The organism is Actinoplanes derwentensis, from assembly GCF_900104725.1.
GTDB classification, from domain to species: domain Bacteria; phylum Actinomycetota; class Actinomycetes; order Mycobacteriales; family Micromonosporaceae; genus Actinoplanes; species Actinoplanes derwentensis.
Genome location: NZ_LT629758.1, coordinates 5,186,200 through 5,208,681, shown reverse-complemented (window position 1 = coordinate 5,208,681; position 22,482 = coordinate 5,186,200). Strand labels below are relative to the sequence as shown.

The 22,482-nt window shown below is 68.8% G+C and carries 23 protein-coding genes and 2 pseudogenes; 9 read left to right on the top strand and 16 right to left on the bottom strand.

Features of this window, described 5'->3' with window-relative positions:
• Nucleotides 1-147 carry a hypothetical protein gene (locus tag BLU81_RS52110; protein ID WP_231954716.1) on the top strand — a complete coding sequence of 49 codons (147 nt, stop codon included), beginning with the start codon at nucleotides 1-3 and terminating at the stop codon, nucleotides 145-147.
• On the opposite strand, the gene BLU81_RS23050 is transcribed toward BLU81_RS52110, so the two are convergent.
• Nucleotides 144-959, bottom strand: a complete 816-nt coding sequence (locus tag BLU81_RS23050) for an SAM-dependent methyltransferase (RefSeq protein WP_231954715.1) — start codon at nucleotides 957-959, stop codon at nucleotides 144-146. The genes BLU81_RS52110 and BLU81_RS23050 overlap by 4 nt on opposite strands.
• 168 nt (nucleotides 960-1,127) lie before the next feature.
• On the opposite strand from BLU81_RS23050, the gene BLU81_RS23045 reads away from it, so the two are divergent.
• The 4 genes from BLU81_RS23045 (at nucleotide 1,128) to BLU81_RS52105 (ending at nucleotide 4,424) form a co-directional block, all read left to right on the top strand.
• Nucleotides 1,128-1,817 (top strand): glycoside hydrolase family 12 protein, encoded by a 690-nt coding sequence (locus BLU81_RS23045; protein WP_092546568.1) that lies wholly within the window; start codon nucleotides 1,128-1,130, stop codon nucleotides 1,815-1,817.
• Nucleotides 1,818-1,911: 94 nt separating this feature from the next.
• Nucleotides 1,912-2,928: an intradiol ring-cleavage dioxygenase gene (locus BLU81_RS23040; RefSeq protein ID WP_231954714.1), complete on the top strand. Its 1,017-nt coding sequence runs from the start codon at nucleotides 1,912-1,914 to the stop codon at nucleotides 2,926-2,928.
• 84 nt (nucleotides 2,929-3,012) lie between these two features.
• Complete coding sequence (locus tag BLU81_RS23035) at nucleotides 3,013-4,272, top strand: RNA-guided endonuclease InsQ/TnpB family protein (protein WP_092546567.1); 1,260 nt, start codon at nucleotides 3,013-3,015, stop codon at nucleotides 4,270-4,272.
• A gap of 71 nt (nucleotides 4,273-4,343) precedes the next feature.
• The gene (locus tag BLU81_RS52105) at nucleotides 4,344-4,424 is read left to right on the top strand and encodes a hypothetical protein (protein ID WP_239135561.1); all 81 of its coding nucleotides are present in this window, start codon (nucleotides 4,344-4,346) and stop codon (nucleotides 4,422-4,424) included.
• A 33-nt stretch (nucleotides 4,425-4,457) separates the two neighbouring features.
• Here the strand turns inward: BLU81_RS52105 and BLU81_RS49940 are convergent.
• Nucleotides 4,458-4,814: pseudogene (locus BLU81_RS49940) on the bottom strand (Lrp/AsnC family transcriptional regulator); the annotation flags it as partial.
• A 24-nt stretch (nucleotides 4,815-4,838) separates the two neighbouring features.
• Here BLU81_RS49940 and BLU81_RS23020 point away from each other — a divergent pair.
• Nucleotides 4,839-5,360, top strand: a pseudogene (locus tag BLU81_RS23020) (EamA family transporter); the annotation flags it as partial.
• Here the strand turns inward: BLU81_RS23020 and BLU81_RS48510 are convergent.
• The gene (locus tag BLU81_RS48510) at nucleotides 5,344-5,514 is read right to left on the bottom strand and encodes a transposase (RefSeq protein ID WP_197686354.1); all 171 of its coding nucleotides are present in this window, start codon (nucleotides 5,512-5,514) and stop codon (nucleotides 5,344-5,346) included. The pseudogene BLU81_RS23020 and the gene BLU81_RS48510 sit on opposite strands and share 17 nt — an antisense overlap.
• Before the next feature lie 191 nt (nucleotides 5,515-5,705).
• Between BLU81_RS48510 and BLU81_RS23015 the strand changes: the two genes are divergently transcribed.
• Nucleotides 5,706-8,153: a GH36-type glycosyl hydrolase domain-containing protein gene (locus BLU81_RS23015; RefSeq protein ID WP_092546565.1), complete on the top strand. Its 2,448-nt coding sequence runs from the start codon at nucleotides 5,706-5,708 to the stop codon at nucleotides 8,151-8,153.
• A gap of 20 nt (nucleotides 8,154-8,173) precedes the next feature.
• Here BLU81_RS23015 and BLU81_RS23010 read toward each other — a convergent pair whose 3' ends face one another.
• The 7 genes from BLU81_RS23010 to BLU81_RS22980 all read right to left on the bottom strand — a co-directional run bounded on the left by BLU81_RS23010 (nucleotide 8,174) and on the right by BLU81_RS22980 (nucleotide 14,855).
• A complete protein-coding gene (locus BLU81_RS23010; RefSeq protein WP_092546564.1) occupies nucleotides 8,174-8,833 on the bottom strand; it encodes a response regulator in 660 nt (219 codons plus the stop codon).
• Between the two features lie 13 nt (nucleotides 8,834-8,846).
• Nucleotides 8,847-10,013: a sensor histidine kinase gene (locus BLU81_RS23005; RefSeq protein WP_092546563.1), complete on the bottom strand. Its 1,167-nt coding sequence runs from the start codon at nucleotides 10,011-10,013 to the stop codon at nucleotides 8,847-8,849.
• 204 nt (nucleotides 10,014-10,217) lie between these two features.
• A complete protein-coding gene (locus BLU81_RS23000) occupies nucleotides 10,218-10,949 on the bottom strand; it encodes an SDR family NAD(P)-dependent oxidoreductase (RefSeq protein ID WP_092546562.1) in 732 nt (243 codons plus the stop codon).
• Entirely contained in the window at nucleotides 10,940-12,235 is a 1,296-nt protein-coding gene (locus BLU81_RS22995) for an enolase C-terminal domain-like protein (protein ID WP_092546561.1), read from the bottom strand. The genes BLU81_RS23000 and BLU81_RS22995 overlap by 10 nt, the downstream gene beginning before the upstream one ends.
• Nucleotides 12,232-13,059, bottom strand: coding sequence for a fumarylacetoacetate hydrolase family protein (locus BLU81_RS22990; protein ID WP_092546560.1), 828 nt, complete (start codon nucleotides 13,057-13,059; stop codon nucleotides 12,232-12,234). Before BLU81_RS22990 ends, BLU81_RS22995 begins: the two co-directional genes overlap by 4 nt.
• On the bottom strand, nucleotides 13,060-13,890 hold the full coding sequence (locus BLU81_RS22985) for an amidohydrolase family protein (RefSeq protein WP_092546559.1): 831 nt from the start codon (nucleotides 13,888-13,890) through the stop codon (nucleotides 13,060-13,062).
• Nucleotides 13,890-14,855, bottom strand: a complete 966-nt coding sequence (locus BLU81_RS22980; RefSeq protein ID WP_092546558.1) for an aldo/keto reductase — start codon at nucleotides 14,853-14,855, stop codon at nucleotides 13,890-13,892. The genes BLU81_RS22985 and BLU81_RS22980 overlap by 1 nt, the downstream gene beginning before the upstream one ends.
• An 88-nt stretch (nucleotides 14,856-14,943) precedes the next feature.
• Here BLU81_RS22980 and BLU81_RS22975 point away from each other — a divergent pair, with 88 nt between their 5' ends.
• A complete protein-coding gene (locus BLU81_RS22975; RefSeq protein WP_092546557.1) occupies nucleotides 14,944-15,585 on the top strand; it encodes a GntR family transcriptional regulator in 642 nt (213 codons plus the stop codon).
• Between the two features lie 32 nt (nucleotides 15,586-15,617).
• Here BLU81_RS22975 and BLU81_RS22970 read toward each other — a convergent pair whose 3' ends face one another.
• The gene (locus tag BLU81_RS22970; protein ID WP_092546556.1) at nucleotides 15,618-17,051 is read right to left on the bottom strand and encodes a GGDEF domain-containing protein; all 1,434 of its coding nucleotides are present in this window, start codon (nucleotides 17,049-17,051) and stop codon (nucleotides 15,618-15,620) included.
• A gap of 3 nt (nucleotides 17,052-17,054) precedes the next feature.
• On the opposite strand from BLU81_RS22970, the gene BLU81_RS22965 reads away from it, so the two are divergent.
• Nucleotides 17,055-17,900, top strand: coding sequence for an LLM class flavin-dependent oxidoreductase (locus BLU81_RS22965; protein ID WP_307833836.1), 846 nt, complete (start codon nucleotides 17,055-17,057; stop codon nucleotides 17,898-17,900).
• Here BLU81_RS22965 and BLU81_RS22960 read toward each other — a convergent pair.
• From BLU81_RS22960 to BLU81_RS22940, 5 genes are all read right to left on the bottom strand, one after another.
• Nucleotides 17,857-18,813 carry a TIGR03885 family FMN-dependent LLM class oxidoreductase gene (locus tag BLU81_RS22960; protein WP_092546555.1) on the bottom strand — a complete coding sequence of 319 codons (957 nt, stop codon included), beginning with the start codon at nucleotides 18,811-18,813 and terminating at the stop codon, nucleotides 17,857-17,859. The genes BLU81_RS22965 and BLU81_RS22960 overlap by 44 nt on opposite strands.
• An 18-nt stretch (nucleotides 18,814-18,831) precedes the next feature.
• On the bottom strand, nucleotides 18,832-19,986 hold the full coding sequence (locus BLU81_RS22955) for a monooxygenase (protein WP_092546554.1): 1,155 nt from the start codon (nucleotides 19,984-19,986) through the stop codon (nucleotides 18,832-18,834).
• Between the two features lie 127 nt (nucleotides 19,987-20,113).
• Nucleotides 20,114-20,608: an HAAS signaling domain-containing protein gene (locus BLU81_RS22950; RefSeq protein ID WP_157751748.1), complete on the bottom strand. Its 495-nt coding sequence runs from the start codon at nucleotides 20,606-20,608 to the stop codon at nucleotides 20,114-20,116.
• The gene (locus BLU81_RS22945) at nucleotides 20,605-20,943 is read right to left on the bottom strand and encodes a PadR family transcriptional regulator (protein WP_092546552.1); all 339 of its coding nucleotides are present in this window, start codon (nucleotides 20,941-20,943) and stop codon (nucleotides 20,605-20,607) included. Before BLU81_RS22945 ends, BLU81_RS22950 begins: the two co-directional genes overlap by 4 nt.
• A 79-nt stretch (nucleotides 20,944-21,022) precedes the next feature.
• Entirely contained in the window at nucleotides 21,023-22,465 is a 1,443-nt protein-coding gene (locus BLU81_RS22940) for a glycoside hydrolase family 43 protein (RefSeq protein WP_092546551.1), read from the bottom strand.
• Between the last annotated feature and the right edge of the window lie 17 nt (nucleotides 22,466-22,482).

Below are 22,482 nucleotides of genomic sequence, written 5' to 3'. Positions count from 1 at the left end.
ATGAAGGTGCCCGGCCGTAAACCGGGCCCGGCCGTGGACAACCGCGAACTGATCATCGTGATCGTGGTCGTCAGGGACGAGGTCATGATCCCCAGCGCAGCCCGCGGGATCGTCCGGCAGGCGTACTCCGATCGGAGGTTGATCTAAGGTTTTCGGCCGACTGCTCCGTAGATGCCGATCTCGGCCGGGGATGGCCGCTGGTGGGCGGGGACCTCGGGCAGCCACTCGGAGACCGGGACGACGCCGGGGCCGATCAGGCCGAGGCCGGTGAAGAACCCGGCGAACTCGGCGCGGGTGCGCGGGTGCGCGTCGGAGCGGCCCTTGGCGATCATGTCGCGGGCGACGGCGGCCTTCTCCGGCGGGGTGAAGTCGAGGGTGAAGTTCGAGGCGGCCAGATAGCTGCCGGAGGGCAGGGCCGCGAGTAGCTCCCGGACCACGTCACGGGCCTCGGTGGTGTCCTTGATGAAGTGCAGCACCGCGATCAGGATCAGCGCGACCGGTTGCTCCAGGTCCAGGATCTCCTTGAGCTGCGGGTCGGCCAGGATCGCGGCGGGGTTGCGCAGATCCTCCTCGATATACCGCGTGCGGCCCTCGGGAGTGCTGCTGAGCAGGGCGCGGGCGTGCACGCCGACCATCGGATCGTTGTCGACATAGACCACCCGGGCGTGGGGCATCCGGCGCTGCGCGACCTCGTGGGTGTTGTCGGCGGTGGGCAGGCCGGTGCCGATGTCCAGGAACTGGCCGATCCGTGCCTCCTCGGCCAGGAACCGCACCGCACGCTGCAGGAACCCCCGGTTCTCCAGGGCGGACAGCCGGACCGTCGGGTGCACACTCTCGATCATGTCGCCGGAGGCGCGGTCGGCGGGGAAATGGTCCTTGCCGCCGAGCCAGTAGTTGTAGCGCCGGGCGGGATGGGCCGTCGTGGTGTCCAGCCCGGCCGGAACCGTCTCCTCCACCACGGGTTCTCCTTCCATTGACGTGAGGCGATCACCTTATCGCAGAATCACCCTCGGTGATCCTATGTGGACAGCGTGGATCGGACGTGTTGCGCCGCTGTTACCTCATCGCCTAGGCTCATTCATCGAAGCGCTTCGATAAAGATCCCTCCTCCCCCAAGGAGAGTCCCCGTGCGCAAGATCCGTCTCGCTCTGTCCGTGTTCCTGGCGTCCGCCCTGCTCCTGGCCGGGCCGTCGCCCGTGAGTGCCGCTGTCTGGTCGACCAGCGACCAGTGGGGCACCTGGACCAGCGGCAACTACACCCTCTACAACAACATCTGGGGCAGCGGCGCCGGCCCGCAGACGCTCTGGGTCAACTCGACGAGCAACTGGGGTGTCTGGGCAAACCATCCCAACACCGGCGGCGTGAAGTCCTACCCCAACGCCAGCGTCACCGTGAACAAGAAGGTCGCCTCGCTCGGCACCACCACCAGCAGCTTCAACGTGACCGTGCCCGCCAGCGGGGTCGCGTTCACCACCGCGTACGACATCTGGGCCGACGGTCACACGTACGAGATCATGCTCTGGATGAACAAGTACGGCGCTGTCGGTCCGCTCGGCACGTTCCAGACCAACGTCACCGTCGGTGGCCACACCTGGGCCGTCTACAGCGGATCCAACGGCTCCAACGCGGTCTTCTCGTTCGTCCGCACGAGCAACACCAACGCCGGAACCGTCGACATCCGTGCGGTCCTCCAGTGGATCAAGAATCGGGGCTGGTACGGCGACGTGACCCTGAGCCAGATCCAGTTCGGGTACGAGATCACCTCGTCGAGTGGCGGCAAGGATTTCGTCACCAACAGCTACTCCGCCACGTATTGATTCATGCCGCATTGACAGTCCGTCACAGGAGGCCCATAGCTTCCGCTGGTTATCTGTTCGGGTAACACCCACCGAGCGGCAAATCGGAGGAATTGTGAGTCCCAAGCAGAATCCGACCTATCAGGGGCGCCCACTGCCCCACCCCGACGAAGAGGTCTTCGACCAGGGGCTGGGATTCGATCTGGGCACCTTGATGGGCCGGCGGCAGATACTGCGGGCCTTCGGCATCGGCGCGGTCACCCTCGGGCTGGCGGCGTGCAGCACGGAGTCGTCCGGTTCCACGACGACCGCCACCGCCTCGTCCGGGACCACGTCGTCCACGGAGATCCCGGACGAGACGGCCGGCCCCTACCCGGGTGACGGCTCCAACGGCCCGGACGTGCTCGAACAGAGCGGCATCGTGCGCAGCGACATCCGCACCAGCTTCGGCGACGCGTCCGGCACCGCCGAGGGTGTGCCGATGACCCTGGAACTGACCATCACCGACCTGGCGAACGGCGGCGGCGCCTTCGCCGGAGTGGCGGTCTACGTCTGGCACTGTGACCGGGCCGGTCTCTACTCGATGTACTCCGAGGGCGTCACCGAGGAGAACTACCTGCGCGGCGTGCAGATCGCCGACAGCGACGGCAAGGTGAAGTTCACCAGCATCTTCCCGGCCTGCTACACCGGGCGGTGGCCGCACATCCACTTCGAGGTGTACCCCGACGAGGCCAGCATCACCGACAGCACCAAGGCGATCGCGACCTCCCAGGTGGCGATCCCCAAGGAGTACTGCGACACGGTCTACAAGGAGGCCGGGTACGAGTCCTCGGTCACCAACCTGGCGCAGTTGACGCTGGAGTCCGACAACGTCTTCGGCGACGACGCGGGTGCCAAGCAGTTGGCGACAGTGACCGGTGACGTGGCCGGCGGATACGCGGTGGCGCTGACGGCGCCGGTGGACACCAGCACGACTCCGACCGCGGGTGCGGCTCCGGCCGGTGGCGGCGGTGCTCCTCCGTCGGGCGCCCCGGGCGAAGGTGGCCCCGGTGGCGGTGGCACCCCGCCGAGCGGTGCTCCGGCCGGTGGCGGTCCCGGTGGTACTCCGCCGTCGGGTGCTCCGCCAGCCTGATCCGTTGTCTTTCGCGCGGCCCGAGACTCGGTCTCGGGCCGCGCGTCGTGGTGTCTGTCAGTGCGGATGCCTGGAATTTTGACCATGCGCGATTACGGTACATTGTGGATTCTGCAGCTCCGGTACAACTTCCGGATCACCCCGGATCCCGCTCAGCGTGCCGCGCTGGCGCAGGCGTTCGGGTGTGCCCGGGTGGTTTTCAACGACGGACTGCGGCTGCGCCGCCAGGCCCACGATGCGGGCGAGAAATACGTCTCCGACGGCGACCTGTCGAAGCTGGTCATCACCCGGGCCAAGGCCACCGACGACCGGGCCTGGCTTTCCGAAGTGTCGGCGGTGGTGTTGCAGCAGGCCCTCGCGGACCTGAACACCGCGTACCGCAACTTCTTCAACTCCCTGACCGGCAAACGCCAGGGCCGTAAGATCGCGGCGCCCCGGTTCTGCTCGCGCAAGGACAACCGGCAGGCCATCCGGTTCACCAAGAACGCCCGGTTCAAGGTCCTCGACAGCGGCTGCCTGCGGCTACCGAAGATCGGCGACGTGCCGGTCCGTTGGTCGCGCGACATGCCGTCGGAGCCCATCTCGGTCACCGTGGTCAAGGACGCGGCTGGCCGGTACTTCGCTTCGTTCGTCGTGACCATCGGCCAGGACGAGACGCTGCCGCCGGTCGACGCCGAGATCGGCATCGACCTCGGCCTGACCCACTTCGCGGTCATGTCCGACGGCACGAAGGTGACCGCGCCGAAGTTCCTGCACCGCGCGGCGCGCAAACTCAAACGGCTACAGCAGGCCCTCGCGCGCAAGACCAAGAGCAGCAACCGCCGTAAGAAGGCCGTCGTCAAGGTCGCCAGGGCGCACGCCCGGGTGGCCGATACCCGGCGGGACTGGCAGCACAAACTGTCCACGGCGATCATCCGCGACAACCAAGCGGTGTACGTCGAGGACCTGTGCGTCGCCGGTCTCGCCCGGACCCGGCTCGCCAAATCCGTGCACGACGCGGGCTGGGCGGGTTTCACGGCCATGCTGGAGTACAAGGCCGCTCGATACGGGCGCGTCTTCGCCCGGGTGGACCGGTTCTTCCCGTCCACCCGGATGTGTTCCGACTGCGGGCGCATCAACGACAAGATGCCGCTCGACGTTCGGGAGTGGGACTGCCCGTGCGGCAGTCACCACGACCGGGACGTCAACGCGGCGATCAACATCAAGGCCGCCGGGCAGGCGGACTTCAACGACCGTGGAGCGCACGTAAGACCAGGACTCGTCCCAGCAGCGCGCAGTGAAGCGGTAACCCACCCGGACGCCGCGTGTTCCACACGCAGCGTGGAGGGAATCTCCGTCCCTTAGGACGGAGAGGATGACAATCGTTCGAGTCGGTCGACTACCCCGGCCAGTACCTACGGCACGCCGCCGGCCGCATCCGTCTCGCCACCAGCGACGGCTCCGCCCTGTTCGCCGCCGACAGCACTTGGGCGATCACCAACCCCTGGACCCCGTGACACCGTCTCCAGGGCTACTGGCGGGTGGCCCTGGGGGGCACGGGGTGGTACCGGCGTGGCCACGACGAAGGAGCTGTGGGTCTGGCCGTGGAGCAGGAACTGGTCGAAGACCGCTGCGAGGTCCTCGATGGCGGCCACGTGGACCTTGAGCAGGAAACAGTCCTCGCCGGAGATGCGGTGACATTCACTGACCTGCGGGGTTCGGCCGGCGAGTTCGGCGATCTCGGGTAGCTGGCCCGGACCGGGCCGGATCCGCACCCACGCGGCGACGGGCAGGCCGATGGCGGCGGGGTCGATGTCGAGACGATATCCGCGAATGACACCTGCTTGTTCGAGGCGGGCCAGCCGTTCCCGCACGGCGGGCGCGGACATGCTCACCCGGCGCGCCAGCTCGGCCGAGGTAGCCCGCGGGTCTACCTGGCCATCGACCGTCTTCCACTGGGCACCGTCGCCGCGATCGAGTTCCTGCCGGTCATCGTGCTGGCCGCGTTCGCCGCTCGGACCCGGCGCAACATCGCCGCACTGATCGCCGCGGTCGGCGGGGTGTACCTGCTGACCGACGTACGGCTGGTCGCCGAACCACTCGGCATCGTCTTCGCCGTCGCCAACGCCGTGCTGTTCGCCCTCTACATCGTGCTCGGGCACCGCGTCGCGCGCAGCCGCCAGGTCGGCGGCATCGACGGTCTCGCCCTGTCGATGCTGATCGCCGCCGTCATCGCCCTGCCGATCGGCATCGGGCCGGCGGCACCGGCTTTCACCGACCCGGTCGCGCTGGCCGCCGCGGTCGGCGTGGGCATCTGCTCGTCGGTCATCCCTTACGTCAGTGACCAGCTCGCCATGGCCCGCCTGCCCCGCGCCACGTACGCGCTGATGGTCTCACTGTTGCTCGCCACGGCCACCGTCGTCGGCGTCCTGGTACTCACCCAGATCCGTTAGCGAGCTGACGGCGGATATCCGCGAACCCGGCGTCGGCGATGTGCCGGGCGAGCCTGCGGTTTGCCAGCATGCCGGTGACGTTGAGGTCTTCCACCACGACCGTGCCGTACGTGGTGGCCAGGCGGGTGGTCAGCTTGTGCAGCAAGGGGAGCATTGCCGGATCGGATCGAGTCGCACAGTGTGTGAGATCGCCGGGCGAAGTGGTGTGGAACTTCAAGGGGCTTTTCGGTCTGGTCCCAACGGGGTGTCCGGGCGGTAAAATGAACATTATGGGAGCGCTCCCAAGGCGCTTCCAGGCCGACGGCGTTGGGCCGGGCGGGAACGACTGCGACGCGGGAGGACCTGTTGCGCTACGGGCAATTCGACGATGAGCAGCGTGAGTACGTCATCGATCGGCCGGATACGCCTCTGCCGTGGATCAACTACCTCGGCACCGATGCCTACTTCGGGATCGTGTCCAACACGGGCGGTGGCTACTCGTTCTACCGTGACGCCCGGCTGCGGCGGCTGACCCGCTACCGCTACAACAACGCGCCGCTCGATCTGGGCGGCCGTTATGTGTACGTGCGGGACGACGAGACCGGCGACTACTGGTCACCGTCCTGGCAGCCGACTCCGGAGCGGGAACTCGACGACTACGAGTGCCGGCACGGGCTCTCCTACACGAAGATCGCGTCCTCGCGGGGCGGGATCCGGGCGGAGACCCTCTACTTCGCACCACTGAACGAGACCCTCGAGGTCTGGCGCGTGCGCGTGACCAATAATCGTACGAAAAAAGCGGAACTTTCGCTCTTTTCGTCGGTCGAATTCTGTCTCTGGGACGCACAGGATGACGCCACCAACTATCAACGCAACTTCAACACCGGCCAGGTCGAAGTCGTCGATGGCGTGATCTACCACAAGACCGAGTACCGCGAGCGCCGCGACCACTTCGCGTATTTCGGCACGTCCGCGAAAGACGACCTTCAGGGCTTCGACACGCAGCGGGAGACCTTCCTCGGCCCCTACCGGGGCTGGGACCGCCCGCTCGTCGTGGAGAACGGCACCGCGAAGAACGAGATCGCGCACGGCTGGCAACCGATCGGCAGCCACCACGTCCGGGTGCACCTGGAACCGGGGGAGACCCGCGAGGTCGTCTTCGTGCTGGGCTACGCGGAGAACCCGAAGGACGACAAGTTCGACCCGCCGGGCTCCCAGACCATCAACAAGACGCGGGTACGGCCGGTCATCGACCGCTGGCTGGACAGTGCGCAGGTGCAACGGGGGTTCGACGACCTGCGCGCCTACTGGGATCAGCTGCTCGGCTCCCTGACCGTGCAGACCCCGGACGGCGACACGAACCGGATGGTCAACGTCTGGAACGCCTACCAGTGTCTGGTCACCTTCAACCTGAGCCGGTCCACCTCGTTCTACGAGTCCGGGATCGGCCGGGGCATGGGGTTCCGCGACTCCAACCAGGACCTGCTCGGGTTCGTGCACATGATCCCGGAACGGGCCCGGGAACGGATCCTGGACATCGCGGCCACCCAGAAGGCGGACGGTGGCGCCTACCACCAGTACCAGCCGTTGACGAAACGTGGCAACAACGACATCGGTGACGGTTTCAACGACGACCCGTTGTGGCTGATCCTGGGGGTGGCCGCCTATCTGCGGGAGACCGGGGACCACACCTTCCTGGACGAGCCGGTGCCGTTCGACAACGTCGAGGGCAGTGAGGCGCCGCTCTACGAGCACCTGCAGCGGTCGCTGCGGTACACCCTGGACCGGCTGGGCCCGCACGGGCTGCCGCTGATCGGCCGCGCCGACTGGAACGACTGCCTGAACCTGAACTGTTTCTCCGACACTCCGGGGGAGCCGTTCCAGACGACCGAGAACGCATCAGGCGGGGTCGCCGAGTCGGTGTTCATCGCCGGACTGTTCGTGCTCGCGGCCAAGGAACTGGCGGTGATCGCGGGGCTGCGCGGGCAGGACGGCGAGGAGGTCGTCTACCGGGCGGCGGCCGAGAAGATGGCCGGCACGATCACCGAACACGGCTGGGACGGGGCCTGGTTCCGCCGGGCGTACGACTTCCACGGCACCGTGATCGGCTCCGGCGAGAACGACGAGGGGCAGATCTTCATCGAACCGCAGGGCATCTGTGTGCTCGGCGGGGTGGGCCTGGACGACGGGCTGGCGGTGAAGGCGCTGGACAGTGTGGCCGAGCGGCTGGCCACTCCGCACGGCATCGTGCTGCAGCAGCCGGCGTATTCGAGTTACCGGATCGAGTTGGGGGAGATCTCCTCGTACCCGCCGGGTTACAAGGAGAACGCCGGCATCTTCTGCCACACCAACCCGTGGATCATGATCGCCGAGACGATGGTGGGCAACGGCGATCGGGCCTACGACTACTACCGCCGGATCAACCCGTCGGCGCGCGAGGAGATCAGCGAGACACACCGGACCGAGCCGTACGTCTACGCCCAGATGATCGCCGGGCGGGACGCACCGACTCACGGCGAGGCCAAGAACTCGTGGCTGACCGGCACCGCCGCCTGGAACTTCGTGGCGATCACCCAGTGGATCCTCGGTATCCGCCCGGACTTCGCGGGTCTGCGGATCGATCCGGTGCTGCCGTCCGGCTGGCCCGGGTTCGAGGCGACCCGCGGGTTCCGCGGCGCCACCTACGAGATCACTGTCCGGGGCACCGGTGCCCGGGTGACGTATCTGCTGGTCGACGGCGAGCGGATCGACGGCAACCTGGTGCCGCCGGCCCCGCCCGGCGCGGTGGTCCGGGTGGAGGCGATCCGGGAGTAGCAAGCGGTGCCGGGGGTGGGTCAGCCCGCCCCCGGCACCACCAGCCCGGACTCGTAGGCGGTCACCACCGCCTGGGCGCGGCTGGACAACCCCAGTTTGGTCATCACCCGGTTCAGGTGGGTCTTCACGGTGGCCTCACCGAGGGTCAGGTCGGCGGCGATGTCGGCGTTGGTCCGGCCGGTGGCGACCAGACGCAGCACCTCCAGCTCGCGGCTGGTCAGCACGGTCAGCACGGAGGGCTGGCCGGACTGGGTGCCGGTGCGGGTGTACGCCTCGATCAGCCGCCGGGTCACACTCGGCGCGAAGATCATGTCGCCGGCGGCGGTGGTGTGGATGGCCTGGATCAGCCGTTCCGGGCTGATGTCCTTCAACAGGAAGCCGCTGGCCCCGTTGCGCAGGGCCGCGTAGACGTACTCGTCCAGGTCGAACGTGGTGAGCACCAGGATGCGGGTGCCACCGGCCGCACCGGCGAGGATCCGCTCGGTGGCGGCGACACCGTCCAGGCCGGGCATCCGGATGTCCATCAGCACCACGTCGGGCCGCAGCCGGGCGGCGAGGGCGACGGCGGTGAGACCGTCGGGTGCCTCCCCGGCGACCTCGAGGCCGGGCGCGGCGTGCAGGAGGGCGACCAGACCGGCCCGGATCAGGTCCTGGTCGTCGACGACGAGAACACTGGTCAAGCTGGACCCTCCTTCAAGGCTGAGGGTACGGAAGCCTAGCCGACACCCGGAAGCCGTGTGTCCCCTGTGGACCCGCGTCCAGGCTGCCACTGTAGAGAGCGGCGCGTTCCCGCAGCCCGACCAGCCCGTGCCCGCTCCCGGACGACGACGGCTGCCCGGGCCCGTCGTCGGTCACCGTGATGGTCAGCGCCTCCGCCTCGAACCGGACGAGCACCGTCGCGGTGGCCGGACCAGCGTGTTTGAGGGCGTTGGTCAGCGACTCCTGGACGATCCGGTACGCGGTCAGCGCGATGCCCTGCGGCAGCGGCCGGGCGGTCCCCGAGACGGTGAGCACCACCGGCAGCCCGGCCCCGGAGACCCGGGTGGCCAGGTCCGGCAGCCCTTCCAGGCCGGGCAGTGGCTGCCGGGCGTCGGCCTCGTCGGCTTCCCGCCCGAGTCGCAGCAGCCCGAGCATCCGCCGCAGTTCGTCGAGCGCCTCGGTGCTGGTGGTCAGCACCGCGTCGAGGGCTCCGTGCGCCGTGTCCGGGTCGGAACGCAGCACGTACCGGGCCAATCCGGCCTGCACCGAGATCACCGACATGTGATGGGCGACCACGTCGTGCAGTTCGCGCGCGATCCGGACCCGCTCGTCGACCAGCACCCGCCGGGCCAGGTCGGTCTGCCCCTGCCGCAACTCCTCGGTGGCGTCGGCGAGCCGCCGGTTGGTGACCTCCAACTGCCGGGCGCCGTGCCCGATCCACCACACCACCAGCGGAATCGCGATGCCCTGCCCGATCACGCTGGCCATCGACGAACCGGGCGTGACCCAGCCGCCGTAGATCCAGATGAGGGCGCCGAGCGCCACCCCGGTCGGCGCGGTCCACCGTGCACCGACGGCGGCCACGGTGTAGAAGACGACAAGCATGGGGTACGCGAGGACGAGCGGCCAATAGTCGAGGCTCACGTACACGAACCAGACCGTGTGCCCCCACAGCATCACCGCACCGGGCGCCAGCCGCCGCAGAGCCAGCGGGAACGTGACCGCGACGATCAGCAGGACCGCCCACGCGTCGAACGGCTTCCACTGGGCGACCGGGGTCTCCAGACCGAGCAGCAGACTGGTCACGGTCATGGCTACGGCCAGCGCGCCGTCGGCGAGCATCGGGTGGGTGAGCAGGGCGCGGCCCGGCATGGCCTGCATCGACGCACCTTAACCCGTCACCCGCCCGAAGATCGTCCGTCGTGCAGGTGAGGCCGGCTACCACAGGGGTTTACTCGTGAGTCCAACGTCGGGTTGACGACCCCGTGACGGGCCGGGCACTACCTTCGACCCGTGGGTTCCACCGGGGGGCTGGGATCTGCCGGGGCCTGATCAGCTGGCGGGCTGATCAGGCCAACGGGGGCCTCAGCGGGGTAACCGAAGCCCGGACATGCCGCCGTCGACTGCCAGGCTCATTCCGGTGGTGGCGCCCGAGGCCGGGCTGACCAGATATTGAATGGCCGCGGCCACCTCATCCGCGCTGACCAGACGCCCGGTGGGTTGTCGCGCGGCGAGCCGCGCCTTCTCACCCGCCGGATCCTCGGTACGGGCCAGCAGCCGCCCCACCCACGGAGTGTCCACGGTGCCCGGGGCCACACAGCACACCCGGATCCCCTCACCGACCAGGTCGGCGGCCATCGACAGGGTGAGCGCGTGCACCGCACCCTTGGACGCCGAGTAGAGCGCCCGTTTCAGCAGCCCGGCGCTGGCCGCGATCGACGACAGGTTCACGATCACCGGGTTCCGGCTGCGCCGCAGGTAGGGGAGCGCGGCTCGGGAGGCACGGGCGATTCCGGTCACGTTCACGTCGAGGACCCGCGCCCACTCGGCGTCGTCGTTCTCCTCGACCGTGCCGACCGAGCTGATCCCGGCGCTGTTGATCAAAAGATCGATGCCGCCGTACGTGTCGGCCAACTCGGACATCGCCGCGTCCAGTGACGCGCCGTCCGACACGTCACACTTGATGAAGTGCCCGGCTCCGGGATTCAGGTCGAGGATTCCGACCTTGGCCCCGGCCAGGGACAGCCGCCGTGCGGTTGCCGCCCCGATGCCCGAGCCCCCGCCGGTGATCGCCGCGACGAAACCGTTCAGCTCCATGCCTCACCCTCCGGGTACGCGTACCGGACCAGCGACTCCTGCCGCATCCGGGTCGAGAAGCCGGGCGCCGACGGAGCCCGGTAGGAGCCCCGTTCGATCACGACCGGGTCGGCGAAGTGCTCGTGCAGGTGATCCACGTACTCGATGACCCGGTCGTCGAGACTCCCGGAGACCGCCACGTAGTCGAAGAACGACAGATGCTGCACCGCCTCGCACAGGCCGACACCACCGGCGTGCGGACAGACCGGCTTGCCGAAGACCGCGGCCAGCAGCAGGATCGCGATGTTCTCGTTGACCCCGGCGACCCGGCAGGCGTCCAATTGCACGAAGTCGATCGCCTCGGCCTGCAGCAGCTGCTTGAAGACGATCCGGTTCTGCACGTGCTCGCCGGTCGCCACCCGGATCGGCCCACCACCGGGAGCCGCCTTCGACAGCCCTTGACGGATCGCGGCATGACCCAGGATGTCGTCGGGGCTGGTCGGTTCCTCGATCCACCAGGGGTCGTACGGGGCGAGCGCGGTCATCCAGTCCAGCGCCTCGGACACGCCCCAGCGCTGGTTGGCGTCGACCGCGATGCGGATGTCCGGGCCGACTGCGGCACGGGCGAGAGCGAATCGGCGTACGTCATCGGCCTGGTCCGCACCGACCTTGAGTTTGATCTGCCGGAAGCCGTCCGCGACGGCCTCCCGCGCCAGTCTGTCGATCTTCTCGTCGGGGTAACCGAGCCATCCCGCTGACGTGGTGTACGCGGGGTATCCGATTTTCTGGATATGCGCGGCGCGGTCCGCTCGGCCCGGAACCGCATCGGCGAGCAGGTCTCGTGCGGCGGCCGGGGTGATCGCGTCGGTCAGGTACCGGAAGTCGACCAGGTTGACCAGCTCGTCCGGCGATATTTCGGACAGGAGTTGCCAGAGCGGCTTCTGCGCGCGAGAGGCGACCAGATCCCAGGCGGCGTTGATGACGGCTGCCGCCGCCAGGTGCATGACGCCCTTCTCCGGACCCAGCCAGCGGATCTGCGAGTCATGGGTGAGGCGTCGCGAAAAATCCCCCAAGTCGGATAAATCCGCGCCGATGATCAGCGGGGCCAGGGCGTCCAAGGCTGCCCGGCACACCTCGTTGCCGCGCCCGATGGTGAAGGTGAACCCGTGCCCTTCCGCCCCGTTGTCCGCTTTCAATATGACGTAGGCCGCCGAGTAGTCCGGGTCGGGATTCATCGCGTCCGACCCGTCGAGCGACAGCGACGTCGGGAACCGGATGTCGTGGCTGGTGACCGAGGCGACCTTCATTGTTTCACCACCCCGCTGCGCTGCCGCCCCAGCCCTTCGATCTCGGTCTCCACCACGTCACCCGGCTGCAGGTAGGGGAAGCGGCCGGACAACGCCACCCCCTGCGGCGTCCCGGTGTTGATCAGGTCGCCCGGTTCCAGCACGGTGAACTGGGAGAGGTGCCAGATCAGGAACCCCACGTCGAAGATCATGTCGGCGGTGCTGGAGTCTTGCCGCGGTTCACCGTTCACCCAGGACCGCAGCCGCAGCGGGAAGCTCACCTCGTCCGGCGTGACCAGCCACGGCCCGAGCGGATTGAACGTCTCGCACGACTTGCCCTTCGACCACTGCCCACCCGACCGGTCGAGCTGGAACTCCCGCTCCGACACGTCGTCGACCACCACGTACCCGGCGACGCAGGCCAGCGCCTCCTCGGGGGAGGACAGGTAGCGGGCGGTACGGCCGATCACCACACCCAGCTCCACCTCCCAGTCGGTGCGCTCGGAACCGCGCGGCAACCGGATGTCGTCCTCCGGCCCGACCACCGTGTTCGGGGCCTTGTAGAAGACGATCGGCTCGGCCGGCGGCTGGGCGCCGGACTCGGCCGCGTGCGCCGCGTAGTTCTGCCCCACGCACAGGATCACTCCCGGCCGGGCGATCGGCGGGCCGACCCGGCCACCGTCCACGTCGGCCGGCGGCAGATCGGCCGGATCGCCCTGGAAACCGCCCCCGGCCAGGAACGCCGCGTCGATGTCGGCGGTCACCGGGGACAGGTCGTAGAGCGAGCCCCCGGAGTAGAGAACCGGCCGTTCCGCGCCGGCCGGGCCCACTCGTAGATATCTCAACTACAGCTCCAATCGGTAGACACGGGCGGCGTTGCGCCCGAAGATCCCATCCGGCCGGCCACCCAGCAGGGCTGTCGGCACCGCCACCACCTGCTCGTACGTGGCGGTCAGCAGGCACACCGGCCAGTCCGAGCCGAACATCAGGCGGTCCGGGCCGAACAACTCCAGCGCGGTCTCCACAAACGGCCGCAGCTCCTCCGCCGTCCACCCCGGCCCCGCCTCGGTGACCAGGCCGGAGAGTTTCGCTGTCACGTTCGGCTGGGCGGCCACCTCGGTGATCCGATCCCGCCAGCGCTTCAGCTCGCCGGTGGCGATCGGTGGCTTGCCCAGGTGGTCCAGCACGAACACCGCCTCCGGCAGCGCGGCCGCGGCCCGGGCCACCGACGGGAGCTGGGAGCCGCGTACCACCAGCTCGTTGACCAGTCCGGCATCGGCCACGGTGGCCAGGCCCACGCGTACCGCCGCCTGATCCAACAGGTCGTCGGGACCGGCCTGGACCTGGTCGCGGATCCCGGCCAGCAGCGGGCCGCCGGTCCGGCGGCGATGAGCCGCCACCGTGGCGGCGAGATCCGGATCGGTCAGCGAGGCCCAGCCGACCACCGCGGCGATCTCCGGTGTCGCCGCCGCCAGCGCCAGGAACCGGACGGTCTCGGCTTCGGTGCAGAGACCGGCCTCGACCAGCACGGTCCGGGTGACACCGGCCGCGGTCAGATGCGGGCGCAGATCGGCCGGGGTGAAGTCGCGGCGCAGTTCGGCCGGCAGCCACGGATAGTCAGCGGTCCAGAAGTGCTGGTGCGCGTCGATCATCACGGGACCGACCCCGTCGGTCATCACGGGACCGGGACCTCGGGGTCGAGCAGCCAAGCGCCGGCCAGGTCCCGCCAGAGCGCGCCGGGGATCTTCACCCGGGCCATCGCTGCCGCGTCCGCCGCCTCCTCCGGCGAGCGCATGCCGACCAGCACCGACGCGACCGCCGGATGGCCCAGCGGGAACTGCAGGGCGGCCGCGCGCAGCGGCACGTCGTAGCGGGCGCAGACACGTTCCATCGCCTGGGCGCGGGCCAGGACCTGCGGGGCGGCGGGCCGGTAGTCGTAGGTGGCGCCGGGGACCGGGGCGGCCAGGATCCCGGAGTTGTAGACCCCGCCGACGATGACCGAGATGCCGCGGTTGTGGCACTCGGGCAGGATGGTGCCGAGTCCGGATTGGTCGAGCAGCGAGTAACGGCCGGCCAGCAGGAAGCAGTCGAACTGCCCGGTGCGGGCGAAGTCGGTGAGCATCTCCGACTGGTTCATGCCCGCCGAGATCGCGCCGATCGCGCCTTCGTTCTTCAACTCCACCAGCGTGGGAAGTGCCTCGGCGAGAGCCTGTTCGAAGTGATCGTCCGGATCATGGAGGTGCAGGACGTCCACTTTGTCCAGGCTGAGCCGGGTCAGGCTCTCCTGGTGGGAGGCTCGGACGCCGGCGGCGGAGAAGTCCCAGGTGGCGCCACCGCCCTCGGCCCACATGTCGGAGTCATCGGATGAATCGGTCTTGATGAGGCGGCCGACCTTGGTGGCGAGCGTGAAGGTGTCGCGATCCTTCAGAGCCGCCCCGGCGCGCCTCTCCGACAGTCCGGCGCCGTACAGCGGCGCGGTGTCGAAGAACCGCACCCCGAGATCCCACGCCTCGTCGACGGCAGCCGCCGCGGTACGGTCGCCGACCGCCGCATAGAGTCCACCGATCGGCGCCAGGCCCATGCCGAGACGTGTCACGGTGACATCGGTGCCGCCCAGCGGCACCCTGGTGAACGGATCCATGAAACCGGGTCCTTTCGTAGATCCTATAGGATCTACGAAACTGTTTAGTGGTTCTCGATGCGGTAGTCAACCCGGCAAGGAAGAAATAATGATCCGCCGCTCAGTCCTCAGCGACGACGTCCACGAGTCGCTGAAGTCGCTCATCATGGACCACCGGCTCGCCCCCGAGGACCGGCTCAACATCGACGCGCTCGCCCGTGAGCTGCAGGTGTCGCCCACCCCGGTCCGGGAGGCGCTGGCCCGGCTCGAATCCGAAGGGCTGGTCCGCAAACGCCCGCTCGCCGGTTACACGGTCAGCCCGCTGCTCACCCGCGACGAGTTCAACCAGATGTTCGACATGCGGATGGTCCTGGAGGGCCCGGCCGCCCGCTGGGCCGCCGAACACGCCACCGCCGAGCAGCGTGCCGCCGTCACCACCGAGGCCGCGCTCCCGTTCCCGGCCCCGCAGGCCGGTCAGGAGCACGCGCTGTTCACCGCCCGGGACGCCCGCTTCCACGACCTGGTCGCGGCCGGCGCGGCCAATCCGCTGCTGCGGGACGCCATCACCCGGCTCCACGCGCACCTGCACATCCACCGGCTGTACTTCCCCTACACCGAGACCCACAGCACCCTCGGCGAACACGACCGGGTGGCGGCCGCCGTCGGCAGCGGCGACCCGGCCGGCGCCGAGGCCGCGATGCTCGCCCACCTGTCCGCCGCCCGCACCCGCCACCTGCGGGTCTTCGACTGAGACGATCGTCTGAGACGGCAGGATCGTCAGGGTCAGGCGGCGCGGGCTCGCTTCTGTTCGTACATCCGGGCGTCCGCGGCCGCGATCAGGTCGTCGGGCAGGACGATGCGGCGTTCGGTCCAGAGGACCGTGCCGACGGCCGCGGTCACCCGCAGCGTGCGGCCCGACCAGGGGACCGGTTCGGCGATGCCGTCGGCGACCCGGTCGGCGATGGCCCGGACCGTGGCCGGGTCGGCAGCCGTGCAGAAGATCAGGAACTCGTCACCGCCGATGCGGGCCACCACGTCACCGGGCCGGACCGCCTCGGCGAGCCGGATCGCCGTAAGCCGCAGGATCGCGTCGCCCGCCTCATGCCCGTGCTCGTCGTTGACCGGCTTGAAGCCGTTCAGGTCGCAGTAGATGAGCGCCAGATCCCCGGGCGCCCCGGCAGTGTGCGCGGTGATCGCCGTCCGCATCACGGTGAACAGATGCCGCCGGTTGACCAGACCGGTCAGCTCGTCATGGGTGGCCTGATGCACCAGGGCCTGTTTGAGTTTCGAGATCCGGATCAGCACCAGCGGGATGCTGAGCAGCGGCGCGACGGTGAGCAGCGGGCCGTCAGCGGGCTGGCCGAGCAGTTGCGCGAGCCCGCCGCAGAGCGGGGTCAGGATCAGGGCGGCACCGAGCCGGCCGAGCTGCAGCTTCGGGGTGGACTGGGCGAGCCGGGCGGCCGGTTCGCTGAGCTGTTTGACGCTGGGGTGCAGCCCGGCCGCGCCGAGAGACAGATAGCCGACGGCGAAGAACAGTGCCGGGAGCTGCGACTTCTCGGTGGGGTCGCCCATGTTGACCAGGGAGATCCCGAGGATGGTGAACCCCAGGGCGAGGAAGAGGAACCGCAGGCAGGCTTTCGCCGGGCTGTTGCGGGACACCCGTAGCAGCGAGCCGCAGATGCCGAGCAGCACCAGGAGCTGGGTGAGTACCAGGAACTGTCCGGAACCGCTCATCCCGAGGTGCAACAGGCGCGGGCGGAACACGAACTCCCATACCGGCGAGGCCAGGGCGATACCCCACACCGCGGCGTCGATCGTCCCGCTGGTGTCGCGGGGCGCGTGCCGGAACACCACCATCAGGCTCGCGGCCAGCAGGAAGACGTAGCCGCCGAGTTGCGGCCCGACGACCAGGGCGTCCGGCGGCGGACCCTCGCCGGGGACGAGCGCCGCGATCAGCCAGGCGGTGTTGTTCACGCTCAACAGCAGCAGCGCGATGACCACCAGGAGCCACGGGCGCTGGTCGGCGACCCGATGGCGGCGCAGGCCGGCGGCGATGGCGATCGCGGCGAGGAGTCCGGAGAGCAGCATCAGGCCGTTGCGGACCGCCGCGTTCCCGACTACGTAGCCGACGGCGAAGACGGTCGCCAGGACGGCATAGCCGACAGTGACCGGTCGGCACAGGTCCCGGCCGGTCCGGGAAATCGTCGGCAGGTCCACACGATGTGCATCGTCGCCGGTGGCCGGATCATGAGGGTTATCAGCGGGAGGGCAGCCCCAGCTCGGCGGCGACCTCCTCGGGATGGTTGCGGATGGCGCCGGCGAAGGACATCACCGGATCCCGTCGATGATCGCCAGTTCGTCGTCGGTCAGGGCCGGGAAGCTCAGCGCCTGGATGTTGTGGTGGTCTCCGGCCAGGACAGAATCGCCACTTACGGCGACTCCGAAGGCGACCAGGCCCAGCGCTACGCCCGCACCCGCGAATTCCTCCAGCTCACCCGCAGACTGTGGACCGAGCAGAACGTCACCTTCCACGGCGACCACTTCCAGGTCACCGACTCGACCGTCGCGGTCCGCCCGGCCGTCCGCGGCGACCGGAGACACCCGAAGCCGAAGCCAAGGTCCAGCAGACGGCCGCCGGAGCGATCGCCCCGAACCGCGACATCCGCACCACCGCCGTCGGCCAGCAGCGCCTCTTCGACCTCGCGGCCCGCGGCGAGGTCCTCGACGACAACCTCCACACCACGCCCAGCAGGTTCGGCGGCGGCGCGGCCACCACGTGGCTGTTCGGCACAGCTGCCGAAGTGGCCCTCTCGCTGCGCCGATACCAGGCCCTCGGCATCTCCCACTTCGTCCTCTCCGACGCCCCTTACCTACCGGAGATCAAAAGACAGGGAGATCAACTGCTACCCCTTCTCGGTACGGACGTCTGAAGTCCCGCCCCGTCCCCGCGACGCCGGCGTGCCCTCCCGGCCGCAGACGCGGCCGCCGGGGCATGCCGACGCCCGCGCGGTCACCCCGCCGGTCACCGCAGTTCGGGAAGCACCTTGCCGGCGAACGCCTCGATGAACGGCAGCAGGTCCTGACCCACGTGGTGCAGATAGATCCGTTCGAAGCCGAGCGCCGCGTAACCCTTGAGCCACTCGACGTGCTGCTCCAGGTCGGCGGAGATGTTCACGACCTTCGCCACCTGGTCGACTGTCACGTTCTCGGAGACGACGTCGAACTCCTCGGCGGTGGCCAGGTCCCAGCAGACCGGCGGGACGAAGATGTTGCTGCGCCACTGGTCGTGCGCGATCGACTCGGCCTCGTGATGGGTGGGCGCCCAGCTCAGGTGTACCTGGAGGCTGATCGGGCCACGGCCGCCGGCGTCCCGGTAAGCGGCGATCATCTCGCGCAGATGCTCCTCCGGGGCGTTCACCGTGACCAGACCGTCGGCCCATTCGGCGCAGGCGCGGGCGGTCTTCACGCTCACCGCGGCACCGATCAGCGGGGGAGTGACCGCCGGGCGGGTCCAGATCCGGGCTCGGTCGACGGTGACCAGGCCGTCGCGGGAGACCTCCTGGCCGTCGAGCAGGTCCCGGATCACCCCGACCGACTCGATCAGCCGGGCGTCGCGAACCTGTTTGCGCGGCCACTTACCACCGGTGATGTGCTCGTTGCTGAACTCGCCGGAGCCGAGCGCGGCCCAGAAGCGGCCCGGGTACATGCTGCCCAGAGTGCCGATCGCCTGGGCGATGATCGCCGGGTGGTACCGCTGGCCGGGCGCGTTCACCACCCCGAACGACAGGTTCGTCGCCTGGAGCGCGGCACCCAGCCAGGACCAGGCGAAACCGGACTGGCCCTGGCGGGTGCTCCACGGCGAGAAGTGGTCGGAGCACATCGCGGCGTCGAACCCGGCGCGCTCGGCCGCGATCACCGCGTCCAGAAGCGCGCCGGGGGAGATCTGCTCATGGGAGGCGTGAATGCCGTACTCGGTCATGCACGTCTCCTTACCCACTCAGTCCGGTGCCACGACCAGGATTCCGAGACACATCTCGTCGCTGGTGCCCTCGCCCCACACGACGTACCGGGACGGCAACTGCTTGAGCTGCGGCAACTGCTTGCGCAGGGTCGCGTCGTGCGTGCACGTCACCCGTACGTTGTCGCCCTTGGCGACTTTGATCGGCTTTGCCAGAGGGGTCAGCGCCTGCTCGTCGAAATTGAACTGCGGTACATCGAGCAGCGTCTGCGCCTTCGGGGTGTCCGGGTTCAGCTCGACCTTGATCGCCTTGCCCAGCAGGTGCATGTGCCCGGCGGCCATGTAGACCGTGCCGCCCTGGTCGATCGGCTGGTCACAGCTCTGGGTGTTGCCCGGTTTCGGGGTACCGCCGTTGTTGCACCAGGCGTTGAGCTGGGACACCTGCTCGGCGGACGGATCGCCGAACCGCTTCTTCACGTCGGCGACCGCGGCCGTCCGGTCACAGAGCGGCCCGCTGCCACCCGGCTCACAGGGCAGCTCGATCGGGGCCATCACCAGCCCGGTCTCCAGGGGCTTCAGAGTGGACTTCGACAGCCGCATCTGCATACCGGACTGGTCGGAGCCGACCGCGCCGTCACCGTTGCCGAGCAGGTTGTAGTGCACCTGCATGACCAGTTTGGCGCCGGGCGGCATGGCGAACCCGAACCCGGCCGGCATCAGGGTCTCACCGGCCCCGGGCGCCCAGTGCGCCACCCACGCGGTCTGGCCCTGCACCCCGCTGTCCCCGAAGCAGGTCCAGCCCTCGCCGTCGGACTGGGCGTCCACTTTCTCGGCCTCTTTGGACTGGGTCGGGTCCAGCCGGTAGAAGATGGCGTGGTGCACGAGCGCCGCGTTCTGCGGCTGGAAGCTACTGCCGGTGAGGAAGGCCTGTTCGGTCAGTTTCGGGTCCACGAGGAAACAGCGGTACTCGTCGGTGCCACCGTTCGGGGCCTTCGGGGTGTACGCCGTCTTCAACCCGACGTCGACGAACCGTTCCCCGTCGCGTAACGCCGTGGGCGGCGGGGCTGACCCGCTGTGTGTGGTGTGCGTGTTGTCCGGTGCCGGTGCGGCGTCCGGTTCGGACTCCGAGCCGCACGCCGCGAGCAGCATCACTGCGGCGAGCGCGGCGGCGGCGGCAGGACGGGCGAACCTCATGGTGGCCTCCCCTAGATGAGAATGGCCCCAATCCTGCCAACCAACACCGGCCACGCATATCCGTAGTAACCCGGACGGGACCCCGTGAATCGATCATCAGGGTCGATCATCTTGAGTGGATCAGAGGTCAGGGAACCCGGCTCGGATTCGCCGTGGGCAACGTCGGATCCGGCACTGTTCCGGTGGTCACGGCCGGTTCCGCGGGGCGCGCCGGCGCGGGTTCGCTGGAGCCGTCGACGCGGGCGAGCGCTAACGCGAGCAGGCAGAAAACAAATACCACGCCGGTGACGGCCAGCACGCTGGCTGTCACCCAGAAGGGTTTCCGGCTGGTCCTGGCGGGCGGTGCGAAAGCAGACTGCGGAGCGAACGCGGGCGTCACCCGGGGAAGATCGGTCTGGGTGTCGGCGGCCGCGACGATGCTCTCCGGATCGCCGAGTCGTTCCAGGATGGTCCGGATCGAGGCCTCGGTCTCCTCACCCTCCGCCTCGGCCCGCGCGATCTCGATGTGCTCGCGCAGATCGTTGACCAACTCCTCGCGCCGCCCGGCCGGCAGCCGGATCGCGGCCTGGTCCACCCGCGCCAGATACACGGCGACCAGGTGATCGGTCTCGGTCATCATCATTTCTCCATTCCCAGGATGCGGTCGACGCCGCTGCGAAAGACGACCCACTCGGTGCGGAAGTGGGTGAGGGCCGCCTCGCCGTCCGGAGTCAGGGTGTAGTAGCGCCGTGGTGGCCCGGCCGGTGCCTCGCGCCACGTGGTGGCGATCCGGCCGTTGCGCCGCAGCCGGGAGAGCAGCGGATACATCGTCCCCTCACTGGTGGTCATGCCGAGCCCGCGGCTCAGCTGCTGAACCAACTCGACGCCGTAGAGCTCGCGCTTGTCGAGAAGCGCGAGCACGCAGTACTCGATGGTGCCCCGGCGCAGGGCCGTGGTCAGTGCCGCCTCATCACTCACCCAGACAAGGTACCTTGCGCCGCAAGGTACTAGCAACAAGAGAAGGGGCCGCCGTGGCGGCCCCTTCTCTGTAAAGGACCTACGAGCCGACGCGGAAGGTGGCGTCCGCCTTCTCGGTGGTGGTGCTGATCGGGTCGATTCGCAGCAGGTAGTTGTAGTGCCGCAGATAGCGGGCCGGGTAGTTGTACGACTGGAACGACGACCAGGAACTGTCGGCCAATCCGGCCACCTGCTTGAACGTGGCGTCCGCGGCGAACGCGGCAGTGCCGTCGTTGGCGGCGAGCACTCCGTCGTACGCGTAGTGCCGCAGGTAGTAACCCGGATAGTTGACCGACTCGAACGAGACGTAACCGGAACTGTTGGCCAGGCCCGGCACGACCCGGAACTGGGAGTCCTGGACCGGGCTCACACTCGCGTCGATCCGCACGTCGAAGTTGGAGTGCCGCACGTACCGGGTCTGGTTGTTGTACGACTGGATCCGCCGCAGCACCGCCGACGGGCCCCACTTGGCCAGCACCCGGGTCTCCTCGGCGGCGGTCAGGTTGAGGATCGACCCGTGCCGTTTGGTGGTGGTGCCCAGGCTGTAACCGGTGCGGGTGGTGAAGTTCGTGGCGGTACCCAGGTTCGTCGAGCGGACCGGCATGTAACCCCGGCCGGTCGCGTACTGATCCACCCACAAATTCCATTCGTTCTGGCCGTTGGTCTGCGCCCACATCGGGCCCTCGACGACGTTGCCGCCGGTGGCGCCGTTGGAGATGCCGAGGTGCTGCAGGTCGCCGATCTTCGTCCAGGTGCCGAGGATCGTGTTCGAGCCTTCGATGGTGATCTGCCCGTCGGCCGACGCCCGGTAGTAGCGGTAGCCGCCGAGACTGTTCGCCACCTCGACGATCTGGGTGTCGATGATGCCCTGCCCGGTGCCGCGGTCGATGTAGAGCTGCGGGGCGGTCACGGTGCGGAAGTCACTGGTCCGGACGTACCAGATGCGGTGTTTGGTGACGCCGTTGAGCAGTGAATTGGTGGCCCAGTAGATGACGTAGTCGCCGGTCGCCGGGTTGTAGATCGCCTCCGGCGCCCACGCGTCACCGGCACCGGAGATGCCACCGGCCACGTTGATCAGCCGGGGTACCGACCAGTTGACCAGGTCGGTGGACTCCCAGACGACCAGGTTGGTGCTGCCCTTGGTGGAGGCGTCGCCCCATGAGGTGCCGCTGGCGATCCGCAGATCGGTGGCGATGATCCAGTACTTGTCGCCGTTGGGGGATCGGACGATCGCGGGGTCGCGGACGCCCTTGGTGCCGACGGTGGACAGCAGCGCGGGGCCGCCACCGTTGAGGTCGGTCCAGTTCAGGCCGTCCTTGCTGTGGGCGAGGTAGATCTGTTCGCCGCGGGTGGACTCCCCGATGAAGTGGGCCATCAGGTAGCCGGTGAACGGGTCGAGGGCGCTGGCGGGGGCGGCCAGGCCGGTGAGGACGAGGACGAGGGTGGCCAGGATGGTGCTGATGCGGGTGAGGACGCGGGGCATCAGATCTCCGAAGATGT